The 13,864-nt window shown below is 57.6% G+C and carries 14 protein-coding genes and 2 tRNA genes; 5 read left to right on the top strand and 11 right to left on the bottom strand.

Annotated elements, in window-relative coordinates:
• Window positions 1-78: 78 nt before the first annotated feature.
• On the bottom strand, window positions 79-2,295 hold the full coding sequence (locus tag GOW98_RS26245) for a fused MFS/spermidine synthase (protein WP_170331610.1): 2,217 nt from the start codon (window positions 2,293-2,295) through the stop codon (window positions 79-81).
• Window positions 2,296-2,538: 243 nt separating this feature from the next.
• On the opposite strand from GOW98_RS26245, the gene GOW98_RS10220 reads away from it, so the two are divergent.
• Window positions 2,539-2,985 carry a DUF302 domain-containing protein gene (locus GOW98_RS10220; protein WP_254437970.1) on the top strand — a complete coding sequence of 149 codons (447 nt, stop codon included), beginning with the start codon at window positions 2,539-2,541 and terminating at the stop codon, window positions 2,983-2,985.
• A gap of 105 nt (window positions 2,986-3,090) precedes the next feature.
• A complete protein-coding gene (locus tag GOW98_RS10215) occupies window positions 3,091-3,462 on the top strand; it encodes a hypothetical protein (RefSeq protein WP_170331608.1) in 372 nt (123 codons plus the stop codon).
• A 3-nt stretch (window positions 3,463-3,465) separates the two neighbouring features.
• Here the strand turns inward: GOW98_RS10215 and hisA are convergent, their stop codons facing one another.
• Window positions 3,466-4,188 (bottom strand): 1-(5-phosphoribosyl)-5-[(5-phosphoribosylamino)methylideneamino]imidazole-4-carboxamide isomerase, encoded by a 723-nt coding sequence (gene hisA, locus GOW98_RS10210; RefSeq protein ID WP_170331606.1) that lies wholly within the window; start codon window positions 4,186-4,188, stop codon window positions 3,466-3,468.
• A gap of 134 nt (window positions 4,189-4,322) precedes the next feature.
• Between hisA and GOW98_RS10205 the strand changes: the two genes are divergently transcribed.
• On the top strand, window positions 4,323-4,721 hold the full coding sequence (locus tag GOW98_RS10205) for a DUF2147 domain-containing protein (protein WP_170331605.1): 399 nt from the start codon (window positions 4,323-4,325) through the stop codon (window positions 4,719-4,721).
• A 3-nt stretch (window positions 4,722-4,724) separates the two neighbouring features.
• Here the strand turns inward: GOW98_RS10205 and hisH are convergent, their stop codons facing one another.
• Complete coding sequence (gene hisH, locus GOW98_RS10200) at window positions 4,725-5,363, bottom strand: imidazole glycerol phosphate synthase subunit HisH (RefSeq protein WP_170331604.1); 639 nt, start codon at window positions 5,361-5,363, stop codon at window positions 4,725-4,727.
• Complete coding sequence (gene hisB, locus GOW98_RS10195; RefSeq protein ID WP_170331603.1) at window positions 5,364-5,951, bottom strand: imidazoleglycerol-phosphate dehydratase HisB; 588 nt, start codon at window positions 5,949-5,951, stop codon at window positions 5,364-5,366.
• A 154-nt stretch (window positions 5,952-6,105) separates the two neighbouring features.
• Between hisB and GOW98_RS10190 the strand changes: the two genes are divergently transcribed.
• The gene (locus GOW98_RS10190) at window positions 6,106-6,345 is read left to right on the top strand and encodes an Lrp/AsnC family transcriptional regulator (RefSeq protein ID WP_170331970.1); all 240 of its coding nucleotides are present in this window, start codon (window positions 6,106-6,108) and stop codon (window positions 6,343-6,345) included.
• Between the two features lies 1 nt (window position 6,346).
• On the opposite strand, the gene GOW98_RS10185 is transcribed toward GOW98_RS10190, so the two are convergent.
• From GOW98_RS10185 to GOW98_RS10170, 4 genes are all read right to left on the bottom strand, one after another.
• Window positions 6,347-6,889: a hypothetical protein gene (locus GOW98_RS10185; RefSeq protein WP_170331602.1), complete on the bottom strand. Its 543-nt coding sequence runs from the start codon at window positions 6,887-6,889 to the stop codon at window positions 6,347-6,349.
• Between the two features lie 121 nt (window positions 6,890-7,010).
• Window positions 7,011-7,871 (bottom strand): GNAT family N-acetyltransferase, encoded by an 861-nt coding sequence (locus tag GOW98_RS10180; RefSeq protein WP_170331601.1) that lies wholly within the window; start codon window positions 7,869-7,871, stop codon window positions 7,011-7,013.
• Between the two features lie 81 nt (window positions 7,872-7,952).
• Window positions 7,953-8,027, bottom strand: a tRNA-Gly gene (locus GOW98_RS10175).
• Between the two features lie 34 nt (window positions 8,028-8,061).
• Window positions 8,062-8,136 (bottom strand) — tRNA-Gly (locus tag GOW98_RS10170).
• A gap of 61 nt (window positions 8,137-8,197) precedes the next feature.
• On the opposite strand from GOW98_RS10170, the gene GOW98_RS10165 reads away from it, so the two are divergent.
• Window positions 8,198-8,437 carry a hypothetical protein gene (locus GOW98_RS10165; protein WP_170331600.1) on the top strand — a complete coding sequence of 80 codons (240 nt, stop codon included), beginning with the start codon at window positions 8,198-8,200 and terminating at the stop codon, window positions 8,435-8,437.
• A gap of 14 nt (window positions 8,438-8,451) precedes the next feature.
• On the opposite strand, the gene GOW98_RS10160 is transcribed toward GOW98_RS10165, so the two are convergent.
• The 3 genes from GOW98_RS10160 to GOW98_RS10150 form a co-directional block, all read right to left on the bottom strand.
• Window positions 8,452-8,835 (bottom strand): MAPEG family protein, encoded by a 384-nt coding sequence (locus tag GOW98_RS10160; RefSeq protein ID WP_170331599.1) that lies wholly within the window; start codon window positions 8,833-8,835, stop codon window positions 8,452-8,454.
• 77 nt (window positions 8,836-8,912) lie between these two features.
• On the bottom strand, window positions 8,913-12,350 hold the full coding sequence (locus GOW98_RS10155) for a pyruvate carboxylase (RefSeq protein WP_170331598.1): 3,438 nt from the start codon (window positions 12,348-12,350) through the stop codon (window positions 8,913-8,915).
• A gap of 125 nt (window positions 12,351-12,475) precedes the next feature.
• Window positions 12,476-13,633, bottom strand: coding sequence for an alpha-hydroxy acid oxidase (locus GOW98_RS10150; RefSeq protein WP_170331597.1), 1,158 nt, complete (start codon window positions 13,631-13,633; stop codon window positions 12,476-12,478).
• Window positions 13,634-13,864 lie beyond the last annotated feature (231 nt).

The following is a 13,864-nucleotide window of genomic DNA, read 5'->3' as shown; positions in this document are numbered from 1 at the left end:
CTACCGGCAAAGCTGCGCCGAGGCCAGAGCCGAAAACTGGATAGCGCCGCGCCGCTGGTTGTGCAGCGCGGCGCGGTGTTAGTGTTTTGCGAGTATTCTGAGGGCTGAAAGCAGGTTGGCTTTGTCGTCTGTCCAGGGAGCCCGACCATCGGTGGTCAGCAACTGCCAATTCCCAGCACTGGCAAACGCATCGATACGGTCTTTGTCGCGGCTTAGGATCACGACATAGGTGCTCAAAGCTCCTTGTTCTTGCGCTTCGGCGTCCACTTTGTCCGCCTGAACCGCCGCGTGTAGCCCTAACGTTTCAGAAGCCCGTGCCAACTGCGGCGCCAGATCGTAGAACTTATTGGAAATGTGGAAGACCAACGTGCCGCCTTGGTTCAGTTGGCGCAAATAGGCTTCGATCGCTTCCTGCGTTATAAGGTGCAGTGGAATTGCATCTGAGCTATAGGCATCGAGCACCATGATATCAAAAGAAAACTTTTGGTGCTCCAGCACAATTCGCGCGTCGCCCAGATGAGTTTTCGAATCCGGAGCGCATTCGGTCATATACGTGAACAACTCCGGATTGCGGGCAATGCGATCCACTGTCTCGTCGATCTCAAAAAAGTCCCAAGTCTGATGGGGCTGCCCGTAACAAGCCAGCGCACCGGTCCCAAGGCCGACAATGCCGATATTGTCAGAATTCAAACCGTAGTCCGAAGTCAGGATTTCGGCCATTGGTCCGTCAGGGTGGTAGTACGAAGCTGCCACCGGTCGCGTGCCGGGCGGGGTGTGCCTTTGCAGACCGTGCGTAGTGGTGCCGTTCCTGTATACCCGGAACTCGCCGAGATCATAGACAGAGTGAGTGCCGAAAAAGCTGCGATCGCTGAAATGCAAATCTTGCTTTGGGAGCATGGTTGGCAGAAGAATGATCACCAGCACCCCTGCTATGCGAGCCGGTGCATTCCGGAACGCCAGCATTAACATGGCAACCAGAGCGGTGGTTGCGATCATGAGGACTGTTTCTGCATCCGCTGTGCTCCCGTCCTTGAACATGCTGATCGCAACGGAAATCGGGGCGGCAACGGCAATCCCAATCAGAGCATCACGCATTTTGAATGATCTTGCGTGGAGCAGAAACAAACCGCCCGCCGCAACAAGTGTTAGGGCAAATTCAATTTCCTGATTAAAAACAGCGGGCGCAATAATCGAGTTGAATAGCCCGCCGCAAGCACCTCCGACGGAAAGTGCAAGGTAAAAGGTTGTGAGGTGTTCCGCAGGAGGCCGGAGATCATAAAGAAGCCTGTGTGCATACAGGGCGACAAAAAACAGCAGCGGAATATACACCAGCATAGCGGTCAAAGGCTGTTGCGATGATCCGATTATGGACAACATCGCGACGCCAAATGCCATCATCAGCAGCACCGGAGTTCTGAGGCCGCTCAGGGTGAGCTGGCGCCACTTTGCGAAGGCAATAATGAACGTCAGGATATAGGTGGCCAGCGGTACAACCCAGATTAATGGGATGGCACCAAGGTCGGTGCTAAGCTTGGTTGTGGTGGCCAGCATCAAGGACGAAGGGATGAAGGCGATGAACACCCAAGCGGCAATTGTTCTTGCGCTCAGGGCCTTGCCCGCCTCGTGTGACGTTTCCTTGGTGACGGTTTCGGCGGGGCCGCGCAGGGCGATCATGCCGCTGATTGCCAGGAGAATGCCGAAAACAACAAAACCGACCGACCAGAACACGCTGATTTCACGGGCGCCGAAGAAAGGATCGGCAAGCAGTGGAAAAGACAGCAGTGCTAGTAGTGATCCGACGTTGCTTGCCGCATACAAAAAATATGGGTCATTGGCCGAAGGCCCGCCGGACCGCGAATACCATGCCTGAAGCAACGGCGCGTTCGCAGACAGTACGGCAAAGGGAACACCTACGCCCACTGCAAACAAAATGAGTGTTTGCAAAGCAATGGATTGCGATGAGTCAAACCTCCAGCCCTCTTGCGTGGCCAATGGAAGGAAGCTGAGCGCCAGCAGCCACAGGGTTAGATGCGTTACGAGTTGCCAGCGCAGAGTAAACCAGCGGGTCAGCATGTGAGCATACAGATACCCGAGGATCAGCATCAGCTGAAAAAACAGCATTGCCGTGGTCCAGACCGCCGGAGTTCCGCCGATTTTGGGTAAAACGAGCTTGGCAAACAGCGGTTGAACAAAAAACAGCAGACTGGCGCTGACAAAAATTGACGCGCAAAAACTGATGACCGGGGCATAGTTGCGCCAATTTTCAGTGGGTTGCGATACGTTTGAAAAGGACACAATGAAACTCCGGCATAAGATTTCGCATCAGCCGTATTGGTGAATTCTGACCTTTTTGCGGCTGATCTGTGCAAACTCGTTGCGAATCTGTGGAATTGTTCACGATTTGCGTTCGGTTGTCGGGCGTGCAGAGGGTGATAGAGATCGAGGTAACCGGCAATAGCCCGCCGATGCCGGAGTTGTGATTGCCACATCTCTCAAACCTGTGAAAACTGTCCCCAAATTCATCAGGAGATCAATGAGATGCGCAAACTCATTCTGACAACCGCTTTTGTAATTGGAGGAGCTGTCGCCGCAATGGCAGACGATATTATCAAGGTGAATACCGACAAATCGGTCTCTGAGGCGCTGGATGCGCTTGAGGCTGCTGTCGGCAACGCGGGCGCGACCGTGTTCGCTCGCATTGACCACGCGGCTGGGGCCGAAAAGGTTGGTCTGACTATTCCGGCAAATCAGGTTCTGATCTTCGGCAACCCGGCGCTGGGAACACCTGCGATGCAGATCGACCCGCGCGCCGGTCTGTTCCTGCCGCTGAAAGTGCAGGCTTACGAGGACGAAAACGGTCAGGTCTGGCTGGCCTATGAAGACCCGAAAGAGACGATGGACGAGCTGGATGACGTTGAGAAATCCCCCGTCATCGAAAAGATGCGCGGCGCGTTGGCCAAGCTGACCTCGGTCGCCGCTCAGTAAGTTCTGCAGCTACTCTGGCGCGGGGTGTCCTCAGTGATTTTGGGGCTGTGCCAATCTGTGATAAGGTTGGCGCATTTCAAAATACACAAATTTGGAGGACAGCTCATGAAAATTGCGGCAAAGAAGATCGGTGCGGTGGCGTGTGTTCTCGTAGTTGCCAGCGGGGCACAGGCTCAGGACTTCATGTCTCAAAAAGAGCTGCTGGCGACCATTCCGGGTGCAACGGTCCGGTCAGTTTCAAACCAGGACAACAAGACACCGTGGGTGCAGGCGTATAGCTCCGGGCGCAAGAAGGGTAAGCTGGCCGGCAACTTCGGTGGCGATACCTATGACGGAGAATGGTACGTTGATGGGGATGCCTGGTGCGAGAAGACCGGTGACTGGACCGGGTGTTTTCAGTTTGTAAGAATAAGTGAAAAAGAGCTGCAACCGTACAAGGATGGGCGGCCCCGAAAACACACCTGGAAGCTGGAATAGCTGTTACGCGCTTAGTGCAACCAGCGCCTCTTTCAGGTCAATCGCGCCATCATAGAGCGCCCGGCCGGAGATCGCGCCGTTCAGGTCCACGCCGCAATCGCGCAGCGCGATCAGGTCGTCCAGTGAGCTAACACCGCCTGAGGCAATCACCGGGATCGACACGGCGCGGGCCAGGTCGGCGGTGGCTTCGATATTCGGGCCCTGCATCGCGCCGTCGCGGTTGATGTCGGTATAGATAATAGCGGCGACGCCTGCGTCCTCGAAGCTGCGGGCTAGATCGGTAACCTGCACGTCGGTTTCCTCGGCCCAGCCCTTGGTGGCAACCATGCCGTTGCGGGCATCGATGCCAACGGCGACTTTGCCGGGGAAGGCTCTGGCCGCTTCGCGCACCAGATCGGGGTTTTCCACCGCGACAGTGCCCAGAATCACGCGGGCCAGTCCTTTGTCGATCCAGGTTTCGATGGTGGCCATATCGCGTATGCCGCCGCCTAGTTGGGCGGGGACGTCGCAGGCTTTTAGAATGGCCTCGACCGGGGCTGCGTTGACCGGCTCACCGGCGAAGGCTCCGTTCAGGTCCACCAGGTGCAACCATTCGCAGCCCGCTTCAACAAAGGCGCGGGCCTGAGCGGCCGGGTCTTCGTTGAATACGGTGGCCTTGTCCATTTCTCCGCGCAGCAGGCGTACGGCCTGGCCGTCTTTGAGGTCGATGGCGGGGTAAAGGATCATGATCGGCGGCCCTATATCAGTGTTACACGCGCGGGATATCGCACAGGCAGGGCAGGGGATGCAACGCGACGCTAAGTCATTCTTGCCCGTGCGCGCATCGCTCGTCAGACTGACGACAAATCAGGGAGGAAATCATGAAGAAAATTACCCTTGCGGCAGGCTTTGCAGTTCTGGCAACGGCGTCTTTAGCCGATCCGGCCGATGGTCTGTGGAAGACACAGCCGGGCGACGAAGGCGGTTATCTGCATGTCACCATCGCTCCGTGCGGTAGCGCGATCTGCGGCACCATCGACAGTGCCTTTGATAAATCCGGCAATCAGCAGCTGGCCTACGAGAATCTGGGCAAACAGATCATCTGGGACATGGAGCCGGAGGGCGACGGTACCTATGCCAATGGTAAAATCTGGGCGCCGGACCGGGACAAGACCTACAATTCGAAAATGACCCTGGACAGCCAGAACGAACTGACTGTCAAAGGTTGCGTTGCGGGGGGGCTGGTCTGCCGTGGACAGACCTGGACGCGCATTCAGTAAGCTTTACGGAGCCCAGGTCAGGAAGTTCCCGATCATCCGCAGGCCTACATCCTGGCTTTTTTCCGGGTGGAACTGCATCCCAACCATCGTGTCGCGGCCAATCACGGCCGTGACTTCTTGCCCATAGTCCACATAAGCCAACCGCTGCGCCGGATCGCTGACGCGGAAATGGTAGGAGTGGACGAAATAGACGTGGTCGCCGGATTCCACCCCGTCAAACACGGGATGTTCGCATTCCAGAACCAGATCGTTCCAGCCCATATGCGGGACTTTCAGCGCCCGGTCCGAAGGTTCGATCCGCACCACGTCGCCTGAGACCCAGCCCAGACCGTCGGTTTCGGTGTATTCGTGACCCTTTGAGGCCATCAGTTGCATCCCGACGCAAATCCCCAGAAACGGGCGGCCTTTCTGTTCGACAGCCTCGACCATCGCGTCATAGATGCCTTTGTGCCCGCGCAGTTCGGCGGCGCAGGCGGGAAAAGCTCCGTCGCCGGGCAGAACTAACCGGTCGGCCCGTGCGACGACATCTGCGTCCGAGGTTACGACGACTTCGCCCGCCTCAACCTCGCGCGCCATGCGCTGAAATGCCTTTTCGGCCGAGTGCAGGTTGCCGCTCTCGTAGTCAATGATGGCGGTCAGCATTTACAGCGCACCCTTGGTGGACGGAATCGCATCCGCTTTGCGCGGGTCGGTTTCGACTGCCAGCCGTAGGGCGCGGGCAACGGCTTTGAAGGCCGCCTCGGCGATGTGGTGGCTGTTGAACCCGTGCAACTGGTCGATATGCAGCGTGATACCGCCATGGGTGCTGAGCGCCTGAAAGAACTCGCGCACCAACTCGGTGTCGAATGTGCCGATCTTCTGGGTCGGCAGGTCCACATTCCAGATCAGGAACGGGCGCGCCGACAGATCCAGCGCGCACCGCACCTGCGCGTCGTCCATGGGCAGGTGGCACTCGCCATAGCGACGGATGCCCTTTTTGTCGCCCAAAGCCTGCGTCAAAGCCTGACCCAGCGCGATGCCGGTGTCCTCGACCGTGTGGTGGTCGTCGATGTGATAATCGCCCTTGGCGCGGATCGTCATGTCGATCAGAGAATGGCGCGCAAGCTGGTCCAGCATATGGTCAAAGAAGCCAACGCCGGTCTGGTTGTCGTACTGGCCGGTGCCGTCCAGATTGACCTCGACCGAGATCTCAGTCTCGGCGGTCTGACGGCTGATCTTTGCGCTGCGCATGGGCGAATTCCTTTTGCTACAGGCGCGCTTATAGACGGGGATGGGCGGGCATTTCCAGACCGCCCGTCGCATTCAACGCAAACTGTTGCAGGGGATTGCGCCCGGACGCGGCCCGTGTCAGCCTGCGGGCAAGTCAACCAACAAGGCCCGGCCCATGTCCACCTGCGTTTTCATCCAGATCCGCTGCAAACCCGGCACCACGTACAAGGTGGCCGAGGAAATCGCCCTGCGCGAAATCCACTCCGAGCTGTATTCGACCAGCGGAGAATTTGACCTGCTGCTGAAACTCTACATCCCGGAAACCGAGGATGTTGGCCATTTCATCAACGAAAATCTGCTGGTGATTCCCAACATTGAGCGGTCCCTGACCACGATGACCTTCAAGGCGTTCTGAGTCAGATCACCGTTTCCGAAGCAGGGGGGTGTTGGGCCACGACCAGTGCAGCGCCGCTGTTCGATTGCCTGTCCGCCGCGCCAGCGCGAAGCAACTGTAGCAGGCCAAACAGCAGCATCAGCGGAAGAGCAAGAGTTACCAGATGATTTCCACCCGCTAGCAGCGACCAAGCGATACCGGCTGCGCTGATCGTCAGTAAAACCGCAGCGTGCCTGCGCGCCTGTTGGGCATTTTCGGGTTTGTAGGTCAGAAACCCGTTGCGAGAAAACAAGGTCAGGTAAAGACCGGTCGCAAACACGCTGCCCAGAACAAGAGAATCGATGTTTGCGATCATCATACCTGCGGCATGGCTGTTGCCAGCCAGAAACAGCACTTCAATCAGCGGCGTGATCGCGACCATGAAGAGATTGATGCCCAGCAAAATGGGGTGCGGACTCATCAGTTTTTTCAGATACGCAACACAAACGACCGCCGCCAATACAGTCCCGACCCATCCTGTCACACGCAAGTCATCCGTGGCGCGGGACAGTACCAGAAAGCTCAAACCTGGCAGATTTTCGAAAACATCGAGCAGGAGGCGCTTTTGTTGGTTCCCTATCATTCGAAAGACGTCCCCGAATTTCTTGAATGCATTGAGTACTTACTTTGGATAATAAGCGGGCCCGTTAGCCCAACTCAAACGTCGTGACGCCGAATATACGGCTCAGATCGATATCCGGCTTGTAATTGGAGTACATCCGGGCTGTCTCAAATACTTTCTCTAGCCCAAGCTTCGTGGCCAGTGCAAAAGCAGCTTCATTCGGTTGCGGTATGTCGATGAAAACCTCGTGCCCGCTATGTTTCGTCGGCAAAGTCTCCAATAGACTGGCCAGCAGGCTTTCGGCTATGTCAGCGCGGTCTGCGAACAGTGGTCCGACCTTGTAACCATTCTTGCACGGGCGCATCGTTGCGTAGCCCTTGATTTGACCGTCCTCGGAATACACGCGCGAAATATGGGTTGGCGCGCTGATCCACCTTTGCAGAAACGCGTCGCGTGGGGCAGGGAAGAGTTGGCGGTCATAAGCAATTAACGCGTCGGAGGCGGTGGTGAGGGGTTCGACACCAGTCGATGGTGCTAGTGCCCGCCGAATTCCCGTTACGGTCTCCGAGAAGCGGTGATTGTTGTAGGCGAAAGTAAAGCCAGACTTGCGATAGTTGTGCTGCTGGTCGACGACTCCATCCAGCCCAATGTTGTGTTCGGCGCAGTTTTCCAGTGCATGCTGCCAGATCGCAAGCCCGTGGCCAGAGCCTCGGTGCTCGGGCCGGACGATATAGAAGCCGAGGAACGCAAACGCGTCGTCGTATTGGACGACCGATATAGAGGCGATCATCTCACCATTCAGAAACCCGCCCAGAAACCCGTCAGTATCTGCACCATGGAAACAAGCGGCATCATGATGGCCGGGGTTCCATCCTTCGTGTCCGGCCCAATCCACAGCCTCCTGCAACTCTTCTGCGGTAAGGGGGCGGATCACGTAGGCAGACATCGGGGCATCCTGTGTTGCGGAATACAACCAGAATGGTGCAAAGCCTGCGAAAGAACCAGTATGTTTGGAGAGGTTGGTATCTGGAGCGGGCGAGGCGATTCGAACGCCCGACCCTAACCTTGGCAAGGTTATGCTCTACCCCTGAGCTACGCCCGCATCAGATACATATGTTGGTCCGAAGACCTCTCAATGGAGCGGGCGAGGCGATTCGAACGCCCGACCCTAACCTTGGCAAGGTTATGCTCTACCCCTGAGCTACGCCCGCGCCGTTGAGTGAGGAGGGATGTATTAATTCCCACGCGGGGCTGCAAGCGGAAAAATACAAAATGACGGAAAAATCTTTCGACGGAATCTCGCGCGCCGTCCGTTCAAGACCTAGAGCATTAAAAAACAAGAGGGTTCGAGGACAGGAAATGACACGGATCGCAGATATGAAAATGGCACTGCTTGCTGCATTGATCGTATTAACGTCAGTGCTTTGTGCGCCGGACGGGGACAGGTTGAGTGAAGTTAAGCCGGTTCTTATGAAAGCTCCGCTGATTGAAACGCGGGTTTTGGCGGGTTGACCCCGCCACCCGGATCACAGCGCCATCACGAGATTAGCAATGGCCGCCACCAGAATGGCAGCGAATGTCAACAGCATCCCGATCTGGCGCAGAATCATGATCTGAGGGTTTCGACCAAACCCATATGCGTGCAACAAACGGCCCGCCAGCAACATGAGGCCCAACAGATTTACCATCAGCCCACTGGCCCCCTGCAATTCGACCATGGCGATCAACAGCAAGGCAAAGGGGGCATATTCGGCGCAATTTGAGTGTGTCCGCATCGCCTTGAGCATCGTTTTGTCACCGGCATCCCCGACCGATATTTTCGCGCTGCGACGGACGGCAATAACGTTGAGACTGAGCACAACGTAAAGAATGGCAATCAGGGCAGCGTAGATCGGGGTAATTGCAAGCATGAGGGGCCTCCGGCGGATCAAAGAAAAGGCCGCACAGTTTCCTGCGCGGCTCTTCAAAGATTAACTGGATTCTTGTTTTATTCCAGTTCGATCAACAAGTCCTTGGCGTCAATTTGACCGCCGGGCTGGACGTGGACAGCTTTGACCACCGCGTCGCGTTCGGCGTGGATGCCGGTTTCCATCTTCATCGCTTCGATGGTCAGCAGCATGTCGCCTTCCTTGACCTCCTGGCCCGCAGTCACAGCAATAGTTGCCACGACACCCGGCATCGGTGCGCCGACATGGTTGGCGTTACCTACCTCAGCTTTCGGACGCGCTTGTGTGGTTGCTGTCACCAGACGGTTCGGAACCCGGATCACACGCGGCTGACCGTTGAGTTCAAAGAAGACTTTGACCTCGCCTTTCTCGTCGGTTTCACCGATAGCCTGGCAGCGGATTTCCAGTATCTTACCCGGATCGATCTCGGCCGTGATCTCTTCGCCCGGCTCCATTCCGTAGAAGAAGGTACGCGTCGGCAGGGCGCGGACCGGACCATAGGTGCGGTGGCGACCCATGTAGTCCAGGAACACCTTGGGATACATCAGGTAACCGTTAAGGTCTTCGTCATCGACCTCTTTGCCTTCCAATTGCTTGGACAGTTCGGCGCGGGTGGCTTCCAGATCAACGGCGGGAACATCCTTGCCCGGGCGTTCGGTGTTGGGGGCCTCGTCCTTCAGCACCTTTTGGATGATGGTGTCGGGGAAGCCGCCCGGAGGCTGACCCAGGTTGCCGCGCATCATGTCCACGACCGATTCGGGGAAGGCCACGTCTGTATCCGGGCTTTCCACGTCATCGCGGGTCAGGCCCTGGCTGACCATCATTAGCGCCATGTCACCAACAACCTTGGACGATGGTGTCACCTTCACGATGTCGCCGAACATCTGGTTCACGTCGGCATACATCTGGGCGACCTCGTGCCAGCGCTCCTCCAGACCCAAGGAACGCGCCTGCGCCTTGAGGTTGGTGAACTGACCGCCGGGCATCTCGTGCAGGTAAACCTCGGATGCCGGGGCCTGCAGGCTGGATTCGAACGCCGCATACTGACCGCGCACCGCTTCGAAGTAGTCGCTGATCTCGCGGATCGCTTTGATGTCCAGACCAGTGTCACGCTCGGTGTGACGCAGGGCTTCAACCACGGTGCCCAGTGTCGCCTGCGATGTGTTGCCCGAGAAGCTGTCCATTGCGCAATCCACTGCGTCCACACCCGCTTCGGAGGCGGCTAGGATGGTGGCGCTGGCGATGCCGGCAGTATCGTGCGTGTGGAAATGGATCGGCAGGCCAACCTCTTCCTTCAGCGCGCGGATCAGAATCTTGGCCGAGGCTGGTTTCAGCAGACCGGCCATGTCTTTCAGGCCGAGAACATGTGCGCCCGCGTCGCGCAGCTCTTTCGCCATACCGACATAGTATTTCAGGTCATACTTGGCGCGGTCCGGGTCCAGAATGTCACCAGTATAACAGACGGTACCTTCACAGATTTTGCCGTTCTCGATCACCGCATCCATGGCGACGCGCATGTTTTCAACCCAGTTGAGCGAGTCGAATACACGGAACACATCGATATTCTGCGACGCCTGACGCACGAATTCCTGAACCACGTTGTCCGGGTAATTAGTGTAGCCAACACCATTGGCCCCGCGCAGCAGCATCTGGGTCATCAGGTTCGGCATCGCCTCGCGCAGATCGCGCAGACGCTGCCACGGGCATTCCTGCAGGAAACGATAGGCCACGTCGAAGGTCGCGCCGCCCCAGCATTCGACCGAGAACAGTTGCGGCAGGTTCGCGGCGTAGGTCGGAGCCACTTTGATCATGTCGATCGAGCGCATCCGGGTCGCCAACAGCGACTGGTGACCATCCCGCATGGTGGTGTCGGTGATCAGCAGTTGCCGCTGCGCTTTCATCCAGTCGGCCACAGCCTGCGGGCCTTTTTGCTCCAGCAGATTGCGGGTGCCCATTTTGGGCTCACCCTTCATCGCAGGGGGCTTAGCTTCCTTCAGGTCGGCCCGCGGCTCGGGACGATCCTTGGTTTCAGGGTGGCCGTTGACGGTGATGTCCGCGATGTACGTCAGAACCTTGGTGCCACGGTCGCGGCGTTTCTTGAACTGGAACAGGTCCGGTGTCTCGTCGATGAATTTGGTAGTGTATTCATTCGACAGGAAGGTCGGGTGTTTCAGCAGGTTCTCAACAAAAGCGATGTTGGTGGACACTCCGCGTACGCGGAATTCACGCAGGGCGCGGTCCATCCGGGCAATTGCCTTCTCGGGCGTTGGTGCCCAAGCGGTGACCTTGGTCAGCAGCGAGTCGTAATAGCGTGTAATTACCCCACCTGCATAGGCGGTGCCGCCGTCCAGACGGATACCCATACCCGTGGCTGAGCGATAAGCGGTGATGCGACCGTAATCCGGGATGAAGTTGTTCAGTGGGTCCTCGGTTGTCACGCGCGTCTGCAGCGCGTGGCCGTTCAGGCGAATCTCGTCCTGACTGGCTTTACCAGTAGCCTCGGCCAGCGTCTTGCCTTCAGCAATCAGGATCTGAGCCTGAACGATGTCGATGCCGGTCACTTCTTCGGTGACGGTGTGTTCCACCTGTACGCGGGGGTTCACCTCGATGAAGTAGAACTTGCCGGTGTTCATATCCATCAGGAATTCGACAGTACCGGCACATTCGTAGTTCACATGGGCGCAGATACGGCGGCCCAGATCACAAATCTCGGCGCGCTGCTCTTCCGTCAGATACGGGGCAGGGGCGCGTTCCACGACCTTCTGGTTCCGGCGCTGGACCGAGCAGTCCCGCTCATACAGATGGTAAATCTCACCATGCTTGTCGCCGAGGATCTGAACCTCGACGTGGCGCGCGCGGGTGATCATCTTTTCCAGATAGCCCTCGCCGTTCCCAAAGGCGGCTTCGGCTTCGCGGCGGCCTTCCAGCACTTTTTCTTCAAGCTCGTCCTCGGACAGGATCGGGCGCATGCCGCGCCCGCCGCCGCCCCAGCTGGCCTTCAGCATAAGCGGATAACCGATTTCGGCGGCCTCGGCCTTGATGGCGGCCATGTCATCGCCCAGAACTTCGGTTGCCGGGATGACCGGCACGTCAGCGGCGATCGCGACCTTACGGGCACTGGCCTTGTCGCCAAGGGCGCGCATGGTTTCCGCCTTGGGGCCGATAAAGGTGATGCCGTTCTGCACACAGGCATCCACGAAATCAGGGTTTTCGGACAGAAGGCCATAGCCCGGATGAATCGCATCAGCGCCGCACTCCTTGGCCACGCGGATGATCTCATCAATGCTCAGATAAGCAGCAACCGGTCCCATGCCTTCGCCAATGCGATACGCCTCGTCCGCTTTGAAGCGATGCAAGCCCAACTTGTCTTCCTCGGCGAAGACCGCGACGGTGCGTTTGCCCATCTCGTTGGCTGCCCGCATGACGCGGATGGCTATCTCGCCGCGGTTGGCGATCAGGATTTTGTTGAAGTCGGTCATATCAGGTCCCGGTCTTGGTGGTTTGGCCGTGTTCATAGGCGGACAATACGCGCTCGTATATCAGTCCTTCTGGGTAGAACCGGCATGTTATCGCTCGCAAACGCCGCCTTTTTGACGAGATTGTCTTACACACGCTGCGTTGCAGCATCAACTTTTGGGATTACCGACGGGATTTCCTGCAGGTTTGGAAGGCCCATTTGGCCCATATTGGCAATCATGTCCTGGCGCAGGATGTCGATGACATGCGCAGGACCACGTGTGCCTAAGGCACTGAGGCCATACAAAAATCCGCGCCCAAGCATGACAAAATCCGCGCCCAATGCTATCGCGCGCAGAATGTCCAACCCGCCCTCGATGCCACTGTCAAAGATCAGCGGCAGATTAGTCGCACTGCGGATCGCCGGAAGCACATTGATACTGGCCGGTGCGCCGTCAAACTGGCGACCTCCGTGATTCGAGACCCAAATGGCATCAACTCCGGCATGTTGCAGCCTCTGGGCATCGTCAGCCCGCATGACGCCTTTCACGATAAATGGCCCGTCCCACGCGTCCCGCAGCCATTTGACATAGTCCATGTCGGGCGAGGTGCGCAGCAGGTAACCAACATGAGCCGTTGGCGGAAGGGCGCTATGCCCATCTATATACTTGTCCAACGTCCGCATCCTGGGCATTCCGTTTTGCGCCATGCCCAAAGCCCAGGTTGGACGCAGGGCGATCTGGGCCAGCAGGCGCGGGGTCAACCTGGGTGGTTGAGTCAGGCCCGACCGTGTTTGCCGTTCCCGCCGCGAAGCGACCGGAACATCAACGGTTAGAACAAGTGTCGAGAAGCCAGCCGATTTGACGCGATTCAGAATGTCGGTGCGAATGTCCGGGTCTTTCGGTGGATATAGCTGAAACCAAGCGTTTTTTCCCAGATGGGGGGCCAGGTCCTCGGGGCTCTGGCTGGCGACGGTGGACAAAGTATAGGGCAGTCCCGCATCAGCGGCTGCACACGCCAACAGCTTCTCCGCGTTTGGCCAGACCAGCCCGGACATCCCGATCGGCGCGATGCCGAAGGGTAAGGGGAAGTCCTGCCCCAGAAAACGCGTGCTGGTATCACACTCTATCGGGCCATGCAGGATGGAGGGCAGCATTTCCACCTGATCCAGCGCGGCCCGGTTTTTATGTAATGTGGTTTCGGTTCCTGTACCGCTCGCCAGGTATTCCCAGACAAAAAACGGTACTCTTCGCCGCGCGCGACGTTTCAGGTCGGCAATGCCGGGAAATGAGCTGTGTAAATCCATACGAATTGATCCGACCTGCCGAGCGATTCTGCAAGCTTTCCAAGCGGCTGAGGCGAGTGAGGCTGGTTTTCAGGGCTGCCTGAGCTTCGCGCCAGTGTTGCGCTGGCATGGTGGCTTCGGCTGATACGAACGCAAACTTATCCAAAAATTTAGCACGGCGCGTTGCTGCGTAGCAGGTGGAGCAGGTGGAAAAAGAGTTAAAATCTACGCGAACAAGGGGTGAACAAACCC

This window comes from Ruegeria arenilitoris, from assembly GCF_013032445.1.
GTDB lineage: Bacteria > Pseudomonadota > Alphaproteobacteria > Rhodobacterales > Rhodobacteraceae > Ruegeria > Ruegeria arenilitoris_F.
Note: the sequence above shows the minus strand (reverse complement) of the source record. Positions and strands in the feature narration are given on the sequence as shown.